This window comes from Paenibacillus taiwanensis DSM 18679, assembly GCF_000425125.1.
GTDB lineage: Bacteria > Bacillota > Bacilli > Paenibacillales > Paenibacillaceae > Paenibacillus_B > Paenibacillus_B taiwanensis.
The window spans coordinates 24,557-47,289 of sequence record NZ_AULE01000005.1 but is presented as its reverse complement, the minus strand read 5'-3'; the positions used below and the strand labels follow the sequence as shown (position 1 = coordinate 47,289).

Here is a 22,733-nt window from a genome sequence, read left to right as displayed (position 1 = left end):
TTATGCTTTGATGCTCTCGATTGTCACTTTTGTGTAAGGTTGACGATGGCCTTGCTTACGACGGTAGTTCTTTTTAGCTTTGTACTTGTACACGATAATTTTCGCGCCTTTTCCATGCTTTTCAACTTTCGCCGTAACAGCTGCACCTTCTACCACTGGAGCGCCAGTAACGAGACCTCCGTCTTTGGACACTGCCAATACACGGTCGAATGTTACGTTCTCGCCTTCAGCAGTATCCAACTTCTCGATGTATAATACATCGCCTTGTTGAACTTTGTACTGCTTGCCACCTGTTTCGATAATTGCGTACATTTGTGTTGCACCTCCTCATGTCTCAGACTCGCCTAATCAGGTGATAACGGCTAAAGCCGCTATACTTATGTACCCGTTCCGAGCGGTTACAGCATGTGTGCAGCAACGAATACTAGACACATACCTGATGATTCTAACATACCTTCCAACGGAAATCAATATAATAATTTCTCAATTACAGAGGCGGAAGTGATGCTTGCTTCTTGCCCGTCCCTTCACAGGTTGGACAACTTGTGTACAGGCGATTCATGACATGATCACGCACTTTCTTCCTTGTAAGCTCTAACAAACCAAGCTTAGTCCAACCTACAACGAGGCATTTGGTACGATCTTTCTTCATCGTCTGCTCAAGTTGCTGCACGACCTGCTGACGATGCTCTTCAGATTCCATGTCAATAAAATCAACAATAATAATGCCCCCGACGTCTCTCAAACGGATAAGACGCGCAATTTCTTCAGCCGCTTCCATATTAGTTAAATACACCGTTTCCTCTAAATGGCTCGTCCCTGTATATTTGCCTGTGTTTACGTCTACGACGGTTAGCGCCTCGGTGTGATCCCAAACGAGATATCCTCCACTATGCAGCCAGATTTTGCGCATAAAAGCACGGTCTAACTGCTCAGCAACACGATATCTTTTGAAAATCGGTTCCCGTTCACGGTATACTCGAACACGTTCGCCTAGTCCTGCATCAAATGTACGAACATAAGATATAACTTGTTTCGCCTGCTGTTCGTCATCAATTAACAGTTCATCTACATCATGCGAAAACGTATCCCGTATTAGACGCTCTACCATATTTAAGTCATGGTGCAATAACGATGGCACATCAGCATGGAGTGCCCCGGCTTGTATCCGGCTCCACTGCTCACGTAAAGACTGAATATCCGTTTCCAATGTTTCAGCACTTTCCCCTTGAGCTACTGTACGTATAATAATACCTTCTTCGTCTTTGCGAAGCGCATCACCAAGATGCTTTAATCGATTCCGTTCTGAATCTTGCTCAATCTTCTTGGATACACCAACATAGTCCGCACTCGGCATATACACGACGAAACGGCCCGGCAAAGAATAGTGCGTCGTCACTCTGGCACCTTTGCCGCCAAGGGGTTCCTTCATCACTTGTACGATGAGTTCTTGCCCAACACGAAGTAAACTTGTAATCGGAGGTTTTTGTTTAGGCTGCTTCTCTAAATGAGGATGCAAGCAATCGTCTACGTATAAGAATGCGTTCTTCTTTTGTCCGATATCCACAAATGCTGCTTGCATGCCTGGAAGCACATTCACAACGCGACCTTTGTAAAAGCTGCCGACGATCATAGTTCCCGCGGCGCGTTCAACTGCAAATTCTCTCAGTCGTCCTTGCTCTAACAACGCCATTTGCGTCACTCGTTCCTCACAATGAACGATTATTTGTTTCATGGCATCACCTCTACTCAAGCGCGTCATCTCCCATTGTAACATGAAGAAGGAAGCGTTGGACATGTCGGTTTATGGAACGACCCAAGTTCGTCTATAAAATAAATGATGAAACGCTTTGCTTGAATAACACTGCCAGTTCCCGATCATCCCGCATCTTTCTTATGTTGGTCAAAGTAACTATCTATTACTTGTTGCTCCGGAATTACGCGCTGAATTACACCGTTATTTCCCATCACGTATACAAGATGATACATATCCCGACGCAACAACTTTAACACACGTGACAGCGGCCGCTTTCCATCTGCAATAATAGGTTGAGCCATGCAAATACGCCGTTCCCATTCTCGTAACCGAAAGGGCCTGTTCATTAAAAACCGAATAAATCGGTAATGAATATGACGACGATCCACCCAATTTGTCCATAATAAAAATAGAGCCAATACAAGCACGTTCAAGTTAAGCGCTTTACCTGTTGCTAACGGTACAAGAGCATATATGCCCAGCAGCACACTGCTGACTATACTCGTCCATGCTCCAACTACAAGTGATCGATAGTAGCTGATCCACCTGCCGCAGGCCGCTTGTACGATCCTTCCTCCATCCAGCGGAAGAATAGGCAGCAAATTAAATAAACCGATAAGAGTATTCGCCTGAATAAAATATGAAGTCCACGTCTCATCCCACCAGCCCACCGTATAACAGCCATAAGCGATCGCGATCATAAAACCGTTTTGCAAAGGTCCTGCAATTGCAACCAGACATTCCTGCCAAGCAGGTGCAATGGCGCCATCCTTTGTTTCCGCCACACCGCCAAATGGCAGCAGTTTCACGTCATCAATGGTCCAGCCTAGACATTTAGCTGTAACTACATGTCCCATTTCGTGAATGAGTACGATAGAAAACAATGTGATCAGTTCCAAAATGTGTCCAGTAATTGCAGAAAGAGCAAGCAACAGGACAAATAATGGATGTACAGAATAAGTTGTGCCTGCCCATCTAATCAATGTCGATCACATCCGCAGGGTCCACATATTGACCATTCTTCTTAATCGCAAAGAACAGCGTTGCCGGTCGATCCGGAGAGGAGCTGTTTCCGATCGAGCCAATCACCTCACCTGATTCTAGCCAATCGTCTACGTTGACATGGGACACCTCTAGTCGTCCATATATCGACATATAACCGTCCGTGTGCTGAATAAGCACAGTTGTGCCTGCTTCAGGGTCGCGTATAATGTCCATGACTTTGCCTGTAGCGGCTGCGTGGACACTAGTATCGCTTGTTTTGGATGCAAGTTCGATTCCTTTGAGATTCAAGGCAAAAGGCTGCACTACCGTTCCTTCTAACGGACGATCAAGCTGATGCTTGGCATGCATCTCCTGTGTTAGTTCACCTTGGTTGTTCCATATAGGAATAAACGCTGGTGACCCTCCAAAAGTTGCTTCATACCATGCGGCAATTGGTGCCATATTCATGTCTTGAGTGAGCGCGCTTTTCAACCATACACTCGCCGACTCCGTCCATGGGGAAGAAATACGTAATATAGCAGCTGCGCATACACACAGCAGCACTGCCCCCGTCAGTTGCAGCCGCACAGAACGAACGAAACGGCCGCGAGTCGGAGGAGCCGTCTTTTCATACCAACCGTAGCGTTCTCCCCATTGCTGCCTTGATGATCTCCAAGCCTCTTCAGGATCCTCTTCATAATTGCCAAGTGTATTCGCATTTGTCGTAGTAACAGGCACCCCATCTATCGACGGTCTGAGAGTTTGTGGGAATAATTCAGCAGACTCCATCTGTTTAGTTGGCACAGGGGATGCATGGGGACGCCCCCGAACTACTTCTGGGGCTTCAGCATCTCCTGAAGTTAACTGACGAATTCGTTCTTGTCTGCGTTTGCGTATATCTGCTTTCATGTTATCTCTCCCCCTGCCCTTGTCCTCATGCTTCTTGTAGCTATATGTATGACAAGCTGAAGGGAGTTATGAACACGATCAACAATGGCAGCCAAAAGCAAATAGCTGCACAAACAAAATAACACTCCGGCTATCTGCTGCAAGCAGTGTGAGCACGAAGTGTCTTCTGTAAGGAAGAGGCATTACAGCCGCTTCTACGTATCCAATTGATATTTCTCTTGATAGATGCGAATACTCATAACCATGCCGATACAGGCCAGATTCAGTACTAGAGACGTTCCCCCGTAACTGATAAATGGCAGTGTAATTCCTGTCACAGGCATAATACCGATCATCATTCCAATGTTTTCAAATATTTGAAACACAAACATGGATACGATTCCGATAATCATATATGACCCGCGCAGGTCATAACACTGAAAGGCGATTAAAATCATCCTGTATACAAGCAAAAAGTATAGCAGCAGCAAAATCGATGCGCCCTGGAATCCAAATTCCTCGCCGATAACGACAAAAATGGCATCTGAATACGTATAAGGCACGAAGCTTCTCCGCTTTAATTCCCCTTGCATGTAGCCGTCACCCGTCAACCCTCCGGAACCGATCGCGATCATGGCATATTCCGATTGGTGTTTCGCATCCTTAGTTGCATCTTGCGGATTAATTAGCGTATCGATTCGTATAAACCATTGTTCATGCTTAAGAACTTCTTTAAAGAAATAACGAGTCGTGTCGTTGAAATCCTTAAACGCAAAGAAAATACCAACCAACATCACAACAGCTAATACTGCCGCAATCAGCACATGCCGATATTTAACGCCACCGATCCACAACATCCCAATCAAAATGACGATATAGATTACAGCATTTCCCAAGTCAGGCTGAACAACAACAAGCGCAAAAGGCACCAATGTTACACCGATAATCGGAAGTAAATCCCTCGTAAAAGATAGCGGGTCACCGCCTCTTCTTCCAAGTAATTGCGCCAATGCTAATATTAGCGTAATCTTGGCCAGCTCTGCGGGTTGGAATGACAACATTCCTAGCTGATACCAGCCCGAAGCATTATTTAATGTTGATCCCGCAAAAAATAAACCGATCAGGAGCAGGATCGTAATCCCCATCGTAATAGGCCATGACTTAAGCAGCAATCTGTAGTCGAATATCGATACAGCAAACATGACAACGATGCCAATCCCATAAAGGATCACCGTCTTAAAAGCCAATCCTTGGAAATTCGGATCACCATGAGTGGCACTATGAATAACGAGCGGACTGAACACCGCAAAACAAATCAATATCCCGACAATTACCCAGTCAATTCGCTTAATCTTGTTCAGCAACGTTTAATCATCCCATTCCAAAAAACTTCTTCATCTTGGTCATCATCCCTTTTTTCTGATGAAGCGGCATGAGTGGGACCGTATCCCCCAAAATTCGACGCGCAATGTTGCGATAAGCGATTGCAGCCTTTGAATCTGGATTCATGACCGTGGGCTCACCTGAATTAGCAGCCTTGATGACAAATTCATCGTCCGGAACGATACCGATCAAATCGATATTAAGCACCTGCAAAATATCATCGATATCCAGCATGTCACCGCTTTTTACCATATTAGGCCGGATACGGTTTACAACTAGCTTTGGTGAGGACAGATTGGCACTTTCCAGCAGGCCGACAATCCGGTCTGCATCACGTACAGCCGCATTTTCCGGCGTAGTCACCACAATTGCATGATCTGCACCAGCAATGGCATTTTTGAAGCCCTGCTCAATACCTGCCGGGCAATCGATAATAATATATTCAAACTCTTTCTTGAGCTCCAACACAATATCCTTTACCTGTTCAGGCGAGACCGCAAGTTTATCCTTGGTCTGTGCCGCTGGCAGCATATACAGTTCATCAAACCGCTTGTCCTTGACTAAAGCCTGATTCAAGCGACAGCGGCCATCTGCCACATCACAAATATCGTAAATGATCCGGTTCTCAAGCCCCATGACTACATCCAGATTACGGAGTCCGATATCCGTATCGACCATACACACTTTTTTGCCGAGCAAAGCAAGCGCTGTGCCTAGATTCGCTGACGTTGTGGTCTTGCCAACGCCGCCTTTACCCGAAGTAACGACAATTGCCTCTCCCATGATCCTACACTCCTTTGAACATTTTGAGGTCCTGTCGAATGCGATGAAGATGTGATACTTTATCAATCTGCATCTGTCCGTTATGAACATAGGCATATTCCATATGGGTCTGTGCTATACCCCATTCATCGGGCGGCCTGCTGATTACATCCGCGATACGCAATTGCGTAGGTGCGAATAAGGAAGCAACGATAACTGCGTTAACTTCACCGTCAACACCTGCGTGGGCTGTCCCCCGCAATGCGCCGCATACGACGATGTCCCCTGTGCTCACAATCATTCCGCCTGGATTCACGTCACCTAGGAACAACAAGTTTCCTTCATAACGTAACACCTGGCCAGACCGAATCATTCCCGTTATCGTATGAATCTGATAGCCTGTCTCCTGCTGCTTCGATTCATCATCCGATTGCAGAGAGCGAATGAGCAAGTTCCCTCTTTGTCTTAACACATCTAATATTTCAGTCTTTTGCTCGTCATTTACAGAGCGAGCCCCCAACTTGACATCGACATACACAATTGGTCCATTAAAAAAATGAGGTGTATGCTCAAGCTTGTCGCGCAAATCACGCAGCAAGTTATCAAAATCACTTTGATCGTCAAGCAGGAACACGAGACCGTCTTTGACACCTTTAATCGTCACCAGTGACTTGGCCGTCATCGTTCGTCCCTCCCAACGTTATCTTTTTCGTTACGAATGAGACAAGTTCCTGCACAACTTCACAAAACAAGGAAGAAAAAAGAGAGAAGCCGTCCGGAAAAATGCTCCGATACGGCTCTTAGACTTCTTCTTCCTCGGCAGTATTGCTCACAGGTGATGAATCAAACCACTTGCGCATAGGAACATACACGATTAAGGCAAAGAGCAGTTGAATCATTAGGCTTGGCAGCATATACTCCATCAAAGCATATTTGAAGGTGAGATGTTGAACGCTAAACAACGCGTAAATACCAAACACAATCGATTGATATGCAAAGCTGCCCATAACCGCAATCACCATCATCGTAACCATAGAAGTATTCCGTGTTGTGAACAGGAGCCCTATAAAATACCCAAGAAATCCCATACTAAACGTATGCGGACCTAACATTTGTCCATAATAAACGATATCCTGAAGCAAGCCGAAGCCGAGACCCATCAATAGCGCTGTATGCCGATGCTTGTAAACGGCATGGTAGAGCACAATGATAAACACAAATTGTGGAATGATGCGTACTTTCCATTCATCTGGTATGAAAAAAGGTAACCACGCACCCTCAATAAGGAACAGGAGCAGCATAAATAAGATCATCCAATTACGATTCATTACGGAGTCCCCTGTTCATTCCCCGCTGCTGTGCCTTGCGGTACAACAACAAACAATTCCCGCCAGTCCTGATAAGTGGCAGCCGGCTTAATAGAAGCTGTATATGTCAGACCAAAGTCGCCTACTTCACGCTTAATAACGGTACCGAGAATAAGTCCTTTAGGGAATACACCCCCGAGACCCGAAGATACGATGGTATCCCCTTCTTTAAGCGGGTCCCCCTCTGCAATACGTGTCATTACAAACGTCCCCGTGCTATGATCGTACGATTCAATCATACCAAATGACTTCTCCTGTCCAAGTACAGTAGCTGCAATGGAGCGCGAGGAATCGTCCAGATTCGTAAGCAACTGAACAGTGGAGGAAAATTCGTAAACGCGGCTAATCATCCCTACTACACCCTCAACGGCGATCACGGGCAGCCCCTGCTTGATTCCATCCTTCTCACCCAAATCAATGTTCAGTGTCTGGTTAAACGGATCTGCAACGTTAATCGATGTAACCTGCGCGATACGATAATCATAAGGAAGATTAGATTGCTTCTGTCGTTCGGTAAACTTTAGATCTTCCATCAGACGTTTGTTTTTGTCGGCTACTGCATTGTAGAAACCTTTATCCCGCGTATAATGGGCTAGCGCAATCTTCAGCCGTTCATTCTCTTCATACGTCTTCTTTAAGTTGGAGACATCATCAACAAAACCGGATATGGCTGCCGCTGGCTTATAGAACATCTGCTGCACAAAGGTAACGGTGTCATGTACAAACTTCTCCGGCCATGACACATTCCCCCGCGTCCCTAGCGTAAAGCCCATAATCGCAATAAAAAGAATAAGTCCTGCCATTAATATAAATAAACGCTTGTTGCCTAACAGCTTAAACAGTGTCAACACCTTCTCATCGTATTGCAGTATCGTTCCCGGTTCTATGATTATGGTCAGCGTCAGTGGAACGTGTCTGACGCAGACCATATAGTATCACCTAAAGATCTATCGCTTAGAACGAAGTGCCGAACTGCTGCGGGATTTGAAAAGATGAATATTGTCTAGCGCACGTCCTGTCCCGATCGCTACGCAATCCAAAGGATTCTCCGCCACAATAACCGGCATGCCAGTCTCGCGTGCTAGCAGCTTATCAAGGTTACGCAATAAAGCACCGCCACCCGTTAACACAATGCCGCGATCCATAATATCGGCTGCAAGTTCAGGCGGACATTTCTCCAATGTTACCTTAACCGCCTCAACGATAGAACTTACCGTATCCGCAAGCGCATCTGTAATCTCGTTGGATGAAATAGACAGCGTCTTCGGCAGACCTGTTACCAGATCACGTCCGCGAATTTCCACCGTTTCCGTCTGTTCCAGCGGCAACGCTGAACCAATCTCCATCTTTAACTGCTCTGATGTACGCTCACCAATCATCAGATTGTACTGACGTTTAATATATTGAATAATCGACTCATCCATCTCATCTCCAGCCACACGAACAGAGCGGCTTGTCACGATGCCGCCAAGCGAAATCACGGCTACTTCCGTTGTTCCGCCGCCGATATCAACTACCATGCTGCCGGTCGGTTCCCACACAGGCAGATCCGCGCCAATTGCCGCTGCGAATGGCTCTTCAATTGTATACGCCTCACGAGCTCCTGCTTGCTTCGTTGCATCTTCAACTGCACGCTGCTCAACCGCCGTAATACCAGACGGTACGCATACCATTACGTTAGGATGACGCGGAAACAAGGATCTTTGCTTCTGCGCTTGACGAATGAAATATTTAATCATCGTTGCTGTTGTATCAAAATCGGCAATTACACCGTCCTTCATCGGACGGATCGCACGAATATTTCCAGGCGTACGGCCAATCATCTTCTTTGCCGATTCACCGACAGCTTCAATTGTCTTCGTATCTGTACGAATCGCCACTACAGACGGCTCGCGCACGACGATACCTTTTCCACGAACATAAACTAATGTATTTGCAGTACCCAAATCGATTCCTAAATCTTTTGTAAAACCACCTAGCATGATGTTAATCTCCTTTATAGTTCCTACGATCTCAAATATTATATTACACGAGGCTCTGTTCCTTCAAACTCACATACTGGTTATCGCCAATAATAAGATGGTCTAACACTTCGATGCCGACCAGTACACCCGCTTCGATAAGTCGGCGCGTTATCTCGATATCCTCGCGACTTGGTGTTGGATCTCCGCTTGGATGGTTGTGTATGCAGATAAGCGACGCTGCGCCGTGCCGAATAGCTGCTCGAAACACTTCACGTGGATGGACCAACGAAGCATCCAGTGTGCCCACTGATATCGTTTCTTGCGCAAGAACACGATTTTTAGTATTCAAATAAATGCATACAAAATGTTCCCGCTTCAGATGACGCATCGATTCCATAACAAGCTCGGCGGCATCTTCTGGGCGTCTGATCGACGCTGTCTCCAGCATACGACTTCTTGCCATCCTGCGGCCAAGCTCCAAACATGCCTGAAGCTCAAGTGCTTTGGCAGTACCAATGCCGCGAATCTGTGTCAATTCTATGAGAGACAGGTCCGCCAACCGACTTAGACTGCCAATCCGATTCATGACACGCTGTGCCACTAGCACCGCAGATTCATTCTTTGTTCCCGTTCTAAGCAATATAGCCAACAATTCAGCGTGACTTAGTGCTTCGGCCCCCGCTTTCATCATGCGCTCTCTAGGACGTTCTTCGAGGGGAAGGTCGCGAAGCAAAGGGCTATGCGCCATTCCTCTATCTCCTCTCCGGGAAGCTGCTTATAGATATAATTATCCTATTAGCTGGCTTCGAACTCTATACCCCGTCAGGCGCTGCTGCACAGCTTCTGCTGTGCAACTATGGCTTCTCGATGGCAAAGGCAGTCAGCATCTCTGCGAGCAGCGATACAGGTAAGCCAACTACATTAAAGTAACAACCTTCGATGCGGTCAACTATCGTCGCTCCCAATCCCTGAATGCCATACGAGCCTGCTTTGTCCCGAGGCTCCCCGGATGCAATATATCGTTCTATCTGGGCATTGTTCAAATGCCGCATCCACACACGCGTGTGACGATGGCGAACTAGCGTATTACCGGTACGAACATCGATACAAGCAACGCCTGTAAACACATCGTGTGCTCTCCCTTGAAGCATGCTTAACATCCGAAAAGCATCCGAATCATCATGCGGTTTACCTAGAATCATATGATCATGCACTACGACAGTATCCGATCCAATGACAATTCCTTCATCTCCACGAGCCTGTCGTATCTCTACTACTGTACTTGCCTTACGCAAGGCAAGCTGTTCTACTGTGTCTTGCGGAGTCCAATGCTCCTCCAATGATTCATCCGCATCACTTGGTTCAACCACATGCGGCAGACCAAACAGCTGAATCAGTTCCTGTCTGCGCGGTGAAGAGGATGCAAGCACAAGAAGCGGCAAAACATGATTGTTTTGTTGAATGTTCTCCATTTTTTGACACCTTTCTTTATTATACGTCCTATCTCTCAGCTTGACAAACGCTACCTTAGCCTACTTATTAGAATAACCGAATATAGCGATAGAAAAAAGCCCCGGCTGCACCGGGGCAAAGCACACACCTTTATTATATCAGGCTTTCATCTGTTTCAACCAGTCCTGTTCCAACATCATATATTGGATACAAGATTGCTGAATGTTCCACAAATGCGCAGCAGCAGGCTTTTTGTTATATTCATTAACAGCTGTAATCGCTGTATTCATCGTTTGAACCAGTTTTACCCATACTTCTGATGTTTGTTTGGTTAGCTCTTTCTGAAGCTTTTCCCCTGATTGCGTCCAGCGGAGATGGTCTGTCCGCAGTTCATCCATACTTGTCTGGTTAAATGCAGCGAAATTACCGGCTTGAAGCGTTGCTGTAGAATGACGGATCAGCCACTGCCGCACTGCATCTCCCTGCTTCGTAAACGATTCCAATGTCGCTGCTGTTCCTTCGAACGCAACTTTTGTTATTTCAGGCCGCTCAATTGTACGTACATACAAATCAAGCTGCTTCTCTTTGAGTGCATTGCTTAATATCATTGCGTCCTCTTTTTTCTCCGCTATGGCCGCATACACACGATGCTGTCCTTCTCCTTCCGCATCTACTGCTGCCAAACCTAATTTCCGCAGTTCGTTTGCCGCTGCCTGAGCGCCCTCAAGCTGACTGAACACACCATACTGGAGCACATAGGAAATACTTGCAGGGATTTGAATGGCCACCACAGGAACACTTGCTTGGCCTTCTGAAGAACTTTGCCCATTCGTCTGGTCTCCCGTATCTCCTATAATTGGCAACGTTCCAGTTGTATGACCGCCGTTGTTTGCACCTGAATCTTTGCCAAGCGTGGCCACCGCTGGCACCGCCTGATCCACGCTTGGCAGTGTAACATCTCCCTTGAACAAGGATAACGCCAGAAAGCCAAACAGGGCTCCTGTTGCAACTGCGCCCACTACAGAGCCGGCAATTTTCAGCAGTGAAGGCTTAACCTTGCGGGCTTGTGTATACACAAGCCCATCTGAGCCCGCTTGCGGCTCATATCGCCATTCCCCTTCAGTAGTTGCCGATTGTGCAGCCGGATCATATATCGGCGGCTCCAGAAAGACCGCACCAGGAGATGCTTCCAGTTCACGAATGGAACGTTCGACACGTTCTGCCTCTGATTCGTCTCGCTCATTACCTGCATCAGCCGGAAAGAGTACAGCAGCGCTCACAAACTCTGTTTGCGATAAAGCTGTCTGGTCCAGCTTTCTTTCAGACAAGGAAGGATTCTCATTATGTAGCTGAGCCTGCTCCACCACCCGTTTATCCAATCCCTCTTGTATATCAACATACTGCCATTCACTCCATTGAACAGAGCCAGCCTCTTCCTGCTCCAAGATCAACTGCTTATGTGCCAACGGTTTGCCTACTTCCAGAGGATTTCTTTCACGTGTATAAGAGTCGTCCGCTTGTTCCGGAAACCGAAATGTCATTTTTCTGGAATGCTGTTCCATCTAAGCCACCATCCTTGTCCGCTTGTTTACTATTAGCTATATGATAGATTCATATGAAATAGAACAGCCCTCCCCGCCTGCCTCTCAGAAAAAACACACGCTTGCCGTTGTGCAATGGCTCATACTTATTCTCTTAACCTCTCATATGATGTACAAGGACCGGGAGGGGAGGAACACCAGCAGTTCTCATTGATACGTTACATGCAGGTGTGCGGCGGTTCTTGCAAAAATGGGGGAAGAAAACGGAATGAACGAATGGAAACACCTGAGCGGATCATGATAGCGCAGTTTTTATTGTTCAAATGGTATGTTGTCGATTCGCATCGACACCGGCGATTAGGTACAAGACACATAAAGGGTCCCCTCCTTCACTGTTACCGTGAAAGAGATGGACCCTTTATGTGATATTTATGCTACTGCTCCGATTTCAAATGCTCCGCCAAATGATAAGCCACACGCCAAATGTCGCCTGCTCCCATAGTGAGCACCATGTCCCCCGGCTGAATATGCTTCTCAAGGTAAACCTGCACTTCTTCCTTCGTTGGGATATAGCGGGTATTCGTATTACTCAATTCCCGAATCCGTTCAACCAGCGCAGAAGCGTGCACCCCTTCAATCGGTTTCTCGCCCGCAGGTGAATAGATGTCTGTAATAATAACCTCTTGTGCGTCTCCAAACGCCCCACTAAACTGCTCAAACAAAAAGTACGTCCGAGAGTACCGCTGCGGCTGGAACACAGCAACGATGCGCTTACCCGTTGCCTTTGCTGCCACAAGAGTGGCTTCAATCTCTGTTGGATGATGTGCGTAATCATCAATGACCAACACATCCTTATAGTCTGCAATGATTTGATACCTGCGCTTTGCGCCTGTAAAGTCTCGAATAGCCGCGGCAGCATCTGCAAAGGCCACCCCTGCTTGCATGCTCACGATTAGCGTTGCCATCGCATTTAACACATTGTGGTTACCTGGAATGGACAGTTCTACTTGCCCAAGCACCTCATCGCCGTGCTTCATCGTAAAGTACATAAAACGGTCACGTGCTGTAATATCAACAGCCGTATAATCCGCCTCTGCTTCAAGACCGTACGTAACAACGTTGCTTGAAATAGCCGGAATCATGTCGCGGATAATAGTATCATCTTTACACACGACAGCAGTTCCACCTGCTTCTACTTGACTTAAAAATTGCACATAAGCTGCTTTTAAACGTTCAAAGTCGCCCCCATAATTTTCGAGATGATCGGCTTCTATGTTCGTTACGACAGCAATATGCGGATGATACGCTAAAAATGAACCATCACTTTCATCCGCTTCTGCTACGACAAACTCGCTTGCACCTGCCTTAGCATTAGTACCCAGATTTGTCACCTCTCCGCCAATAATAAATGACGGATCAACACCACATCGTTCCAACACATATGCAATCATTGAGGATGTAGTCGTCTTGCCATGCGCACCCGCTACTGCGACACCTTTTTTGGCATTCAGTAAGCGAGCCAGCATTTCAGAACGATGGAGCACTGGAATGCCCCGCGCTTCTGCTGCTACTCGCTCCACATTATCCTTCGGAAGTGCCGTGGAGTATACGACAGTGTCTGCATCTCCCACATACGCTTCATCATGTCCAATGTGAATTGTAGCTCCCTTAGCCCGTAATTTTTCCGTTAAATCTTGTTGAGCTACATCCGATCCGGTGACCGTGTATCCCATTTCCAGCATTACACGAGCAATAGCGCTCATGCCATAGCCCCCGATGCCGATAAAATGAATATGTTTCATCGTATTCAACACGAACTCACCAGCCTTTTTGAGAATCTGTTTGATAAAGAACATGCGAACGCACGTCTGATATTAAATATAAAGTGCCTGTGACAACAGCCAGATCACCCTGTGCTGTCATCGTTTGTAATTGGTCCAGCGCCTTGCGCCAATCTGGTTCTATGATGATATGCGGACGTTTTGAATCAGACCCCAGCACATCTTCAGCCAACTGCGCGAGATCTTCCGCATCCATTTTCTTACGAAAGTCAGGTTCCGTAATAATTAAAGTATCCGCTAAAGGTAGTATATGACGCAGGACATCGCGATGATGCTTCGTAGACAGCATCCCCATCATGATATGACACTGGTCAAAGCGATACGTATCTTTCAGTGCTTGTGCAAGCGTCTCAGCGCCTTCTGGGTTATGTGCACCGTCAACTAGCAGCCGCGGCTGCTCCCGCAGCATTTCCAGCCTCCCTGGCCAAGCTGCTTGCTTGAACCCTTGCAAAAGCTGTTCATCCTCCATCACAAAGGCCATGTACTGACGCAGCACTTCCAGTGTCATAAGCGCAAGCGCTGCATTTTTTAGTTGATGTGCTCCATTCAGTGTAATAACGACTTTTTTAATATCTCGGAAAGGACCTTGGAACGCAAAAACTTGTTCATTTTCCATTGCATGTGTCCGTTCGAAGCTAAACTTCTCATTTAGCGCATACAGCGTAGTCTGGCATTCAGAAGCCTTCGTACGAATGATTTCCAATGCCTCAGGCTGCTCTACTGTCGTGACTACAGGAACACCCGGCTTAATGATACCTGCCTTCTCGAAAGCGATCTTCTCAATAGTATCTCCAAGAATATCCATATGATCGTGACCAATATTCGTGATAACAGATACGATTGGTGTCACGATATTTGTCACGTCCAAACGTCCGCCGAGACCCGTTTCCAGCACGACGACGTCTGGATAGCAGACCGTCGCATAGAACAATATAGCAATAGCCGTAGAGACTTCAAACATCGTAGGAGAACCAAGCGAGGTTTGTGAAATATCCTCTACAATGGGGCGAATTTGGTTCGTTAAATCCACTAATACAGAGTCAGAAATGTCTTCGTTGTTGTATTTAAAGCGATTCGTGAATTTCTCAATGTAAGGAGACGTGAAGGTGCCTACATCATAACCCGCCGCCATCAGAGCGCTCGTCAAGATGGCACAGGTTGAGCCCTTGCCATTCGTGCCAGCTACGTGAATGAACTTTAGTCTCCGCTCAGGATGTTGGAGCCGCTCCATCATCAATTCGATTCGCTCTAATCCTGGGCGAATGCCGAATGGAATTAAAGAATTAATCCAATCTATTGCTTGATGCACTTCTGTAAAAGGGGCATACGCTCTGGACCCATTCGTCTCTGACATAATTCTCATCCTTCTTGTGTAATGTCATGAAGCGACCGAACGACACCCTCCGCAGAGTTGTGTATTCGGTCGCTTACATATATCTATGAAATTTGCACGTCTCTTTAATACGGTACTAGACTTCTTTCAGCTCTTGAATACGGGCTAGAACCTTATCACGTTTCTCGCTGTAATCGCGCGCTTTAGCTCGTTCTTCTTCTACCACTTTTTCAGGCGCCTTCGCCATAAAACCTTCGTTGGCCAGCTTTTTCTCTACCCGCTCCACTTCCTTGATGAAATTGTCCAACTCTTTATTCAAGCGGGCAATTTCTTGCTCGATATCAATGAGCCCAGCGAGCGGCAAATACATTTCCGCTCCCGTCACAATAGCGGTCATAACCTTGTTTGGCACGGCTGCATTTAATTCAATTTCCAGCTTGGACGTGCCGCAGAAGCGTTCGATATAGTCCATATTACGCTGTAGCATTCCATAAATGCGAGCATCCGCAGGCTTTACGATCAGTTCTACCTTCTTGCTCATCGGTACGTTCACTTCCGCACGAATGTTACGAACAGCACGGATCATGTCCATCAGCATCGTCATTTCCTGTACAGCCTCTGGTGCTTCCAGTGCAGCATCATAAGCTGGCCAAGATGCCAAAGTAACGGTCTCCCCTTCATGTGGAAGGTGCTGCCAAATTTCCTCAGAGATATATGGCATAAACGGATGAATCATCCGCATAGTGCGGTCAAGGACATAAGCAAGGACAGATTGTGTCTTCTGCTTCTGATCCGCATTTTGTCCATAAAGACTGAGCTTTGCGAACTCGATGTACCAGTCACACAGATCATCCCAAATAAAGTTGTATAACAGACGTCCCGTTTCACCAAACTCATACGCATCAATCAAGCGGGTAATTTCACGTGCTGTCTCGTTTAGGCGGTGCAAAATCCAGCGATCTGCTGTTCCGAGATCACCGCTAATGTCGATATCCGCATACGTGACACCCTCCAGGTTCATCAGGGCGAACCGTGACGCGTTCCAAATCTTATTAGCAAAGTTACGCGCTTGCTCGACACGTTCCCAACGGAAGCGCAAATCCTGACCAGGCGTGCTGCTGGTCGAAATCATATAACGCATCGCATCTGCGCCATAACGCTCGATCACGTCAATCGGATCTACACCGTTGCCAAGCGATTTAGACATTTTACGTCCCTCGCTGTCTCTGACGAGACCATGCATCAGAACGTCCTTAAACGGAAGCTCATCTGTAAATTCCAGACCGGTAAATATCATGCGCGATACCCAGAAGTAAATGATGTCATATCCAGTAACCAGTACGTTTGTCGGATAGTATCGCTGCAAGTCTTCACTGTCTACGTTAGGCCAGCCCAACGTAGAGAATGGCCATAAGGCAGAGCTGAACCACGTATCTAATACGTCATTATCCTGCTCCAAGTTGTGCTGCCCACATGAAGAGCATGACGTTACATCTGTTTCGGATACATTCAGATGACCACAGTCCTGACAGTGCCAGGCAGGAATCCGATGGCCCCACCACAATTGACGAGAGATAACCCAATCACGTACGTTCTCAATCCAATGTAAATATATTTTCTCAAAGCGATCAGGTACAAAATTGACGCCCTTGCCTGATTTCTGCGCAGTAATGGCGCGCTCAGCAAGTGGCTTCATTTTCACGAACCATTGTGTGGACAGGTATGGCTCTACTACCGCGCCGCTGCGTTCACTGTGGCCCACTTGGTGTACGTGCTCTTCAATACGAATCAATACACCTTGCTCCTGCAAATCCTTAACGATTTGCTTCCGGCATTCGAAACGATCCAAGCCTTGGTAAGGACCCGCAAGATCGTTCATCTTGCCTGATTCATCCATCACCGTAATTTGCGGCAATTGATGGCGAAGTCCGACTTCAAAGTCGTTCGGATCGTGAGCAGGTGTTATCTTAACAGCCCCGCTTCCGAAATCCTTCTCCACATACTCATCCGCAATAATTGGAATTTCACGATTTACGATCGGAAGCAGCAGTGTCTTGCCAATCATATGCTGGTACCGTTCATCTTCTGGATGTACAGCCACGGCCGTATCACCAAGCATCGTTTCTGGACGTGTTGTCGCTACCGTAATCGAGCCGCTTCCATCAGCCAGCTGATATTGCAAATGGTACAATGCACCCTGTACCTCTTTATACTCGACCTCAATATCAGACAATGCAGTGCGTGCAACCGGATCCCAGTTAATGATGTATTTACCACGATAAATCAAACCTTTATTATACAAGTCCACAAATACTTTACGGACCGCGCTAGACAAGCCTTCATCCAGTGTAAAACGCTCACGGGAAAAGTCGAGTGACAGCCCCATTTGCTTCCATTGATCATGGATGCGGTTTGCGTACAATTCCTTCCATTCCCACACTTTATCCAGAAACTTCTCGCGACCAAGATCATAACGTGAAAGACCTTCTTCACGCAGCTTTTGTTCTACCTTTGTCTGCGTAGCAATTCCGGCATGGTCAGAACCTGGAAGCCACAACGCATCATACCCCTGCATCCGCTTCGTACGAATAATAATATCTTGCAGTGTAAAGTCGAGTGCATGTCCAATATGGAGCATACCTGTAACGTTAGGAGGTGGAATTACAATCGTAAATGGCTCCGCATCTTTATTGCGGCCCGCTTTAAAATATTCGCCCTTCATCCAATAGTCGTACCATTTTTGCTCCGCTGCCTTCGGATCATACGTTGTTGGCATGGATAGCTGTTGTTCGTTCGTTTCCGCCATAAATAACCCTCCATCATTTGTCATATATTTGGCAACAATTAAATGTAACGCATCAGTCTTTTTAAGTGCACTATCTAGGCACCGTCGTGAACACAACAAAAAAACCTTGCGCCTCAAAGGACGAAAGGTTTGCTTCCGTGGTACCACCTTTATTCTGTAGCAGAGATCAATTGTCACAGCACTCCCTACAGCTCTTCATTAGCATATAACGGCTGCTACCGTCCTCTTCTAGCAGGAATCAAGCCGTAACGGCTGCATTCATGTTCAAAGGGGCGACTCCCAGGTGACTTCAGCGATAGCTTGACCTGCAGACGTTCCACCAACTCGCTCTGCTCTCTGAAAGGGTCTATACGCTTACTCTTCCCGCTCTGCGTCTTTCTTGTCATCCATATCAGTATATTGCTGTCCAACTTGTGGAAGTGTAGCTATTGCCACCTGCCAAATGTAACATTTACAACATATTGTACCTTTGTGAACTAGACCCGTCAATAGAGGAAGCGAGGAATTCCGCTTTATATTCAGTCTTATCCTGATTTTGGAATTATATAACATATAAACATATACAAGTTTAAGAAGTGAGATTCTCGGCACTCCCATAATCGATTGCGAGCAGCGCATTCCTGTAGACATCAACAGCCCCCATCCGATCTCAGATCGAATAGGGGCTATAATTAAGACGTTGCTGCTGAAACAGACGGGATGTACAATACTTGGCCTTCGCTAATTGATGGTTCTGCAAGTCGATTGTACAGCGCAAGCTCCCTTGGATTTAGCTGGTAGCGATCCGCGATCGAATCTAGTGTATCCTGCTTTTGTACGATACACATGCGTACTCTGCTAAAATGACTATCATCGTGCACTCGATTCAAGAAGATGGACTGCCAATGTACATCTTCAGTCACCGTTTTGTTTGCTTCCTGCTGCGCGGCCTCTTCCTCAGCTTGACGGATTACAGCCTCACGTTCTTTGTCCTTAGCTTGACGGCTGGAGTGAAGCAGCGTACTGAAGCCAAGCCCCTGCTCTTGCTGCGGAGCAGCAGCAGGCTTGGTGCTTCCAATAGCCACCTTCATTTCTTTCTTATCCGTGCTCGAGTCTGTATCTATTTCTGTTATTGGCTCAGCCGAGGAGGAAGCCTCACGATTGTCGCCAACTGGCGCTGAATCTGCTGCCACAGCCTCCTGCTGCTCCACCTCAACTGAAGTCACCTGAGGCACTTGAGCAGCTTCACGCTCTTCATGTTCAGATGCTGCCACCGTTCCCTCTGCTGCTAATCCAGTCTCTGCTTCCCCATGTGCAGACACAGAAGCAGTCGCCCACGGTGAATCAGACCACGTCCATGAATGCTCAGCAGGCTGCTGCACGCCTTGTTGTTCAGCTTGAGGCGCAGACACCTCGACTCTTTCGTCTAAACCAACTGGCTCACGCTGAACAGCTTCGACTTGCTCATAAACAGCAGTAGGTTCTTCCTGCCATTCATAACTGCTTGATGAAGGAAGCTCTTCCTCTCGCTGTTCCGCTTCATAAGCCACTTCAGGTGCTGCTTGAAACGGCGAGTAGCTAAATGGATTAGGCGGTTGCAGCGCCTCATCTGCCGCGCCTTCAGAAACGACTGGCTGCCATTGACTTTCAAACGAGCTATCCAAAGAAGATATGCCTGCAACCTCGTCTGCTTGGTTAGGCTGCGATTGCTGTGCAGCCAATGTCCCTGCCAAGGATTCCGGTTGAGCCGCATGGCTTCCATAGTCCTGAAGCCATGATGGTTCGGGCTCAGGCGAAGTCTCACGACGCACTTCAGCGGCTGGCTGTTGGGCTTCATGAACAACAGTAAATTGTTCTGTTTCCCAAGCTGTCGGTTCAGGCTGCTCGACATATATGCCTTTTAAAGACAGCACTCCGGTAATATTTAACGATCGCGTAGACAACAAGTCCACGTCAAAATGTTCAATATCTACACAGATGTCATCCAAACTGCGCACCCGATTTAGGGGCAGTGTAATCTCTACGGGAATCCAATGTTCTAATGACTGACTGCGGCGGTCATCTCCCGTTCCTAGATAGACTCCAGACAACAACAAGCTGCCCCTAACCGTTACTTGCTCACCAGCTGGAATAACTTGAATATGAGGTGTTAGCTCTACCTCCTCAAGCTGGTCAATACCGATTAATTCATCGGCCAAATGTACGCGTTCATAAATATCAAATCTTAACCCATAAGATTCATCATACACAGACTGCTCCTCCTCCCGCAGTTCTTCCTGCCGTCCATCCCTTGTCCTCGGTTTGTGCGCAGCCGTACATCGTACGGAGGAATAAAGGCCGATACAACAAGACCAGACTCTTTCCTTATTTCATCATATGGGAGTTGTAGAGGGAGCATGACTATATTTTTTAAACAGGCAATAGAAGACGTTCAAGATCATCTGGCAAAGGAACTTCAATCTCAATCAGCTGTCCTCCGAATGGATGGCTAAAGCTGAGCTTTCGCCCATGCAGCGCTTGTCGATTAAGCTTCTCGGAACTTCCGCCATATAAGACATCACCAAGTAAAGGGAATCCCTTATAGCTCATATGCACCCGTATCTGGTGTGTTCTTCCTGTTTCTAGCGTAAGTGCTACAGCTGACGTTTCTTGTCCGTTATGATCTTTGCTTGTTGCAATCACCTCATAGTGAGTTATCGCCCGATCCCCATGAGGTGTGACTCGACGTTTTCCTCGATGATGCCGGTCTTTGCCTATAGGCGCATCTATCGTCCCCGATCCTGGGGTCACCTTGCCATGAACCAAAGCTACATAATGGCGCTGAATGTGCTTCTCACGCATCGCTTCATCCAAAATAGCATGCGATAGCGCTGTCTTCGCATACAAGACAGGCCCCGTCGTATCCGCATCTAGTCGATGAATATGACGTACACGCACGTCCTGTCCAGTCCATGCATAATGGCACGCAATTGCATGGGCCAGGCTGCTGCGGGCCTTGTTTTGCGCCTCATCCGCCGCATGAACAGGCATGCCAGCAGGCTTATACGCAACTAGACAAGCGTCATCCTCATAAAGAATATGCGCTGGCTCATCGGCAGGTTCAACATCACCATGTTCAGCACCAAATACACGTAAACGCAGTCTGTCCCCTGCCGTCTTGATCCCATCCGTCGACTTCCAAGTTTTGAAAAGATGGAGAGGCACACGCAAGGTGTGCCTCAGCCATTGTTCCATTTGTATTTCATCAGATAACACAGTACGACCTGGCATAAACTCCAACCATTCGCCCCGCTTTTTCCAATATCGTTCGTTCATGTTAACCTCTCGTCTTACAACTGTTTTAGCGCTCTATAATGCGCTTCAATTGTACGGTCTATATCTTCATTCGTATGTGCATTGGAGACAAACATCCCTTCGAATTGTGAAGGGGCCACACTAACACCTTCATTCAACAGATGTTTAAAGTACGAGCGGAAGCGATCCAAGTCTGATGTCCGCGCCGTATCAAAATTAGTAACCTCTGAGTCGGTGAAAAATGGACATACCATAGAACCAACTCGGTTAATTACACTGGCAATTCCTAACTCTTTAGCATTTCTCTCTAGCCCCGCCTGCAACCTTGCAGCTTTGGCTTCAAGATTGTCGTATACGTCTGGAGTTAGCAACGACAGGGTAGTATACCCCGCAACCATAGCTAGCGGATTCCCGCTTAATGTACCTGCCTGATAAATCGGACCACTTGGCGCTACCTGCTCCATCAAATCACGACGGCCTCCATAAGCACCAACCGGCAAGCCTCCGCCAATTACTTTACCAAAGCAAGTCAAATCAGGCATAACACCGAATCGCCCTTGCGCACAATTGTAATGAACACGGAACCCTGTCATCACTTCGTCAAATATGAGCAAGCTGCCAAATTGAGTCGTTAACTCTCTTAATCCTTCGAGGAACCCTGGCAACGGCGGGACTACCCCCATATTGCCAGCTACCGGCTCTACGATGATACAAGCGATCTCTTCTCCGAATTTGTCAAAAGCCAGCTTAACAGACTCCAAATCATTGTAGGGAACTGTAATCGTATTGCTGGCTACCCCTTCTGGAACTCCAGGACTATCCGGCAAGCCCAAAGTAGCCACGCCAGAGCCGGCCTTGATCAGCAAGCTATCGGCATGCCCGTGGTAGGAACCCTCAAACTTCACGATCTTATTGCGCTTTGTAATCCCCCGCGCAAGTCGAATTGCACTCATTGTTGCTTCTGTGCCTGAACTCACCATACGTACAATATCTACTGATGGGACTCGCTCACATACGGTACGGGCCATTTTAGTCTCAATCTCTGTAGGCGCACCAAAGCTAGTACCACGCGCTGCCGTTTCTTGAATGGCTTGAATCACCTCGGGATGCGCATGTCCGAGAATTAGTGGTCCCCATGAACCGACATAGTCAATAAACACATTGCCATCAATGTCATATACACGCGGCCCTTCCCCACGTTCCACATAAAGCGGAGTTAAACCAACTGATTTAAATGCGCGCACAGGGCTGTTTACCCCACCTGGAATATATTGCTTCGCTTCCTCAAATGCTGCTTTGGAGCGGGAATCACGTCTCAACTCATTTTTTTCAGTCAACTTCAACACTCCTATCTATATTCATCTTATTGAATATGTTAAACTA

At 47.1% G+C, this 22,733-nt stretch carries 19 protein-coding genes and 2 other annotated features; all 19 genes read right to left on the bottom strand.

Going from position 1 to position 22,733, the window contains the following annotated elements; translation table 11 throughout:
• Positions 1-312: a 50S ribosomal protein L21 gene (gene rplU, locus H509_RS0101890; protein WP_028543585.1), complete on the bottom strand. Its 312-nt coding sequence runs from the start codon at positions 310-312 to the stop codon at positions 1-3.
• Positions 313-326: 14 nt separating this feature from the next.
• Positions 327-410 (bottom strand) — a sequence feature (ribosomal protein L21 leader region).
• A 77-nt stretch (positions 411-487) separates the two neighbouring features.
• The gene (locus tag H509_RS0101885; protein ID WP_028543584.1) at positions 488-1,735 is read right to left on the bottom strand and encodes an Rne/Rng family ribonuclease; all 1,248 of its coding nucleotides are present in this window, start codon (positions 1,733-1,735) and stop codon (positions 488-490) included.
• Positions 1,736-1,878: 143 nt separating this feature from the next.
• Positions 1,879-2,739, bottom strand: a complete 861-nt coding sequence (locus tag H509_RS0101880; RefSeq protein WP_028543583.1) for a M50 family metallopeptidase — start codon at positions 2,737-2,739, stop codon at positions 1,879-1,881.
• Positions 2,732-3,649 (bottom strand): M23 family metallopeptidase, encoded by a 918-nt coding sequence (locus H509_RS0101875; protein WP_028543582.1) that lies wholly within the window; start codon positions 3,647-3,649, stop codon positions 2,732-2,734. Before H509_RS0101875 ends, H509_RS0101880 begins: the two co-directional genes overlap by 8 nt.
• A 194-nt stretch (positions 3,650-3,843) precedes the next feature.
• Entirely contained in the window at positions 3,844-4,992 is a 1,149-nt protein-coding gene (locus H509_RS0101870; RefSeq protein ID WP_028543581.1) for an FtsW/RodA/SpoVE family cell cycle protein, read from the bottom strand.
• 7 nt (positions 4,993-4,999) lie between these two features.
• Positions 5,000-5,794: a septum site-determining protein MinD gene (gene minD, locus H509_RS0101865; protein WP_028543580.1), complete on the bottom strand. Its 795-nt coding sequence runs from the start codon at positions 5,792-5,794 to the stop codon at positions 5,000-5,002.
• 4 nt (positions 5,795-5,798) lie between these two features.
• A complete protein-coding gene (gene minC / locus H509_RS0101860) occupies positions 5,799-6,455 on the bottom strand; it encodes a septum site-determining protein MinC (protein ID WP_028543579.1) in 657 nt (218 codons plus the stop codon).
• A gap of 118 nt (positions 6,456-6,573) precedes the next feature.
• Positions 6,574-7,101 carry a rod shape-determining protein MreD gene (gene mreD / locus H509_RS0101855; protein ID WP_028543578.1) on the bottom strand — a complete coding sequence of 176 codons (528 nt, stop codon included), beginning with the start codon at positions 7,099-7,101 and terminating at the stop codon, positions 6,574-6,576.
• Positions 7,101-8,069, bottom strand: coding sequence for a rod shape-determining protein MreC (gene mreC, locus H509_RS0101850; RefSeq protein WP_211234296.1), 969 nt, complete (start codon positions 8,067-8,069; stop codon positions 7,101-7,103). The genes mreD and mreC overlap by 1 nt, the downstream gene beginning before the upstream one ends.
• An 18-nt stretch (positions 8,070-8,087) precedes the next feature.
• A complete protein-coding gene (locus tag H509_RS0101845) occupies positions 8,088-9,122 on the bottom strand; it encodes a rod shape-determining protein (RefSeq protein WP_028543576.1) in 1,035 nt (344 codons plus the stop codon).
• A gap of 43 nt (positions 9,123-9,165) precedes the next feature.
• Positions 9,166-9,852, bottom strand: coding sequence for a RadC family protein (gene radC, locus H509_RS0101840; RefSeq protein WP_028543575.1), 687 nt, complete (start codon positions 9,850-9,852; stop codon positions 9,166-9,168).
• 106 nt (positions 9,853-9,958) lie between these two features.
• Positions 9,959-10,576, bottom strand: coding sequence for a Maf family protein (locus H509_RS0101835; protein ID WP_036695859.1), 618 nt, complete (start codon positions 10,574-10,576; stop codon positions 9,959-9,961).
• 138 nt (positions 10,577-10,714) lie between these two features.
• The gene (locus H509_RS23965) at positions 10,715-12,118 is read right to left on the bottom strand and encodes an SPOR domain-containing protein (protein WP_051286758.1); all 1,404 of its coding nucleotides are present in this window, start codon (positions 12,116-12,118) and stop codon (positions 10,715-10,717) included.
• Positions 12,119-12,531: 413 nt separating this feature from the next.
• On the bottom strand, positions 12,532-13,953 hold the full coding sequence (gene murC, locus H509_RS0101825; protein WP_245595966.1) for a UDP-N-acetylmuramate--L-alanine ligase: 1,422 nt from the start codon (positions 13,951-13,953) through the stop codon (positions 12,532-12,534).
• Positions 13,916-15,292: a bifunctional folylpolyglutamate synthase/dihydrofolate synthase gene (locus H509_RS0101820; RefSeq protein ID WP_028543572.1), complete on the bottom strand. Its 1,377-nt coding sequence runs from the start codon at positions 15,290-15,292 to the stop codon at positions 13,916-13,918. Before H509_RS0101820 ends, murC begins: the two co-directional genes overlap by 38 nt.
• Before the next feature lie 115 nt (positions 15,293-15,407).
• Positions 15,408-18,077 (bottom strand): valine--tRNA ligase, encoded by a 2,670-nt coding sequence (locus H509_RS0101815; RefSeq protein ID WP_028543571.1) that lies wholly within the window; start codon positions 18,075-18,077, stop codon positions 15,408-15,410.
• A 113-nt stretch (positions 18,078-18,190) separates the two neighbouring features.
• Positions 18,191-18,457, bottom strand: a binding site (T-box leader).
• 291 nt (positions 18,458-18,748) lie between these two features.
• Positions 18,749-20,305 (bottom strand): LysM peptidoglycan-binding domain-containing protein, encoded by a 1,557-nt coding sequence (locus H509_RS0101805; RefSeq protein WP_028543569.1) that lies wholly within the window; start codon positions 20,303-20,305, stop codon positions 18,749-18,751.
• A gap of 160 nt (positions 20,306-20,465) precedes the next feature.
• Positions 20,466-21,371, bottom strand: coding sequence for an RluA family pseudouridine synthase (locus H509_RS0101800; protein ID WP_028543568.1), 906 nt, complete (start codon positions 21,369-21,371; stop codon positions 20,466-20,468).
• Positions 21,372-21,385: 14 nt separating this feature from the next.
• Positions 21,386-22,687: a glutamate-1-semialdehyde 2,1-aminomutase gene (gene hemL, locus H509_RS0101795; RefSeq protein WP_028543567.1), complete on the bottom strand. Its 1,302-nt coding sequence runs from the start codon at positions 22,685-22,687 to the stop codon at positions 21,386-21,388.
• Between the last annotated feature and the right edge of the window lie 46 nt (positions 22,688-22,733).

Bases quoted from the DNA above. Each gene is read 5' to 3' on its own strand.
- rplU (WP_028543585.1), bottom strand. From the start codon at position 312: ATGTACGCAATTATCGAAACAGGTGGCAAGCAGTACAAAGTTCAACAA.
- H509_RS0101885 (WP_028543584.1), bottom strand. From the start codon at position 1,735: ATGAAACAAATAATCGTTCATTGTGAGGAACGAGTGACGCAAATGGCG.
- H509_RS0101875 (WP_028543582.1), bottom strand. From the start codon at position 3,649: ATGAAAGCAGATATACGCAAACGCAGACAAGAACGAATTCGTCAGTTA.
- minD (WP_028543580.1), bottom strand. From the start codon at position 5,794: ATGGGAGAGGCAATTGTCGTTACTTCGGGTAAAGGCGGCGTTGGCAAG.
- minC (WP_028543579.1), bottom strand. From the start codon at position 6,455: ATGACGGCCAAGTCACTGGTGACGATTAAAGGTGTCAAAGACGGTCTC.
- mreD (WP_028543578.1), bottom strand. From the start codon at position 7,101: ATGAATCGTAATTGGATGATCTTATTTATGCTGCTCCTGTTCCTTATT.
- mreC (WP_211234296.1), bottom strand. From the start codon at position 8,069: ATGGTCTGCGTCAGACACGTTCCACTGACGCTGACCATAATCATAGAA.
- H509_RS0101845 (WP_028543576.1), bottom strand. From the start codon at position 9,122: ATGCTAGGTGGTTTTACAAAAGATTTAGGAATCGATTTGGGTACTGCA.
- radC (WP_028543575.1), bottom strand. From the start codon at position 9,852: ATGGCGCATAGCCCTTTGCTTCGCGACCTTCCCCTCGAAGAACGTCCT.
- H509_RS0101835 (WP_036695859.1), bottom strand. From the start codon at position 10,576: ATGGAGAACATTCAACAAAACAATCATGTTTTGCCGCTTCTTGTGCTT.
- H509_RS23965 (WP_051286758.1), bottom strand. From the start codon at position 12,118: ATGGAACAGCATTCCAGAAAAATGACATTTCGGTTTCCGGAACAAGCG.
- murC (WP_245595966.1), bottom strand. From the start codon at position 13,953: ATGTTCTTTATCAAACAGATTCTCAAAAAGGCTGGTGAGTTCGTGTTG.
- H509_RS0101820 (WP_028543572.1), bottom strand. From the start codon at position 15,292: ATGTCAGAGACGAATGGGTCCAGAGCGTATGCCCCTTTTACAGAAGTG.
- H509_RS0101815 (WP_028543571.1), bottom strand. From the start codon at position 18,077: ATGGCGGAAACGAACGAACAACAGCTATCCATGCCAACAACGTATGAT.
- H509_RS0101800 (WP_028543568.1), bottom strand. From the start codon at position 21,371: ATGAACGAACGATATTGGAAAAAGCGGGGCGAATGGTTGGAGTTTATG.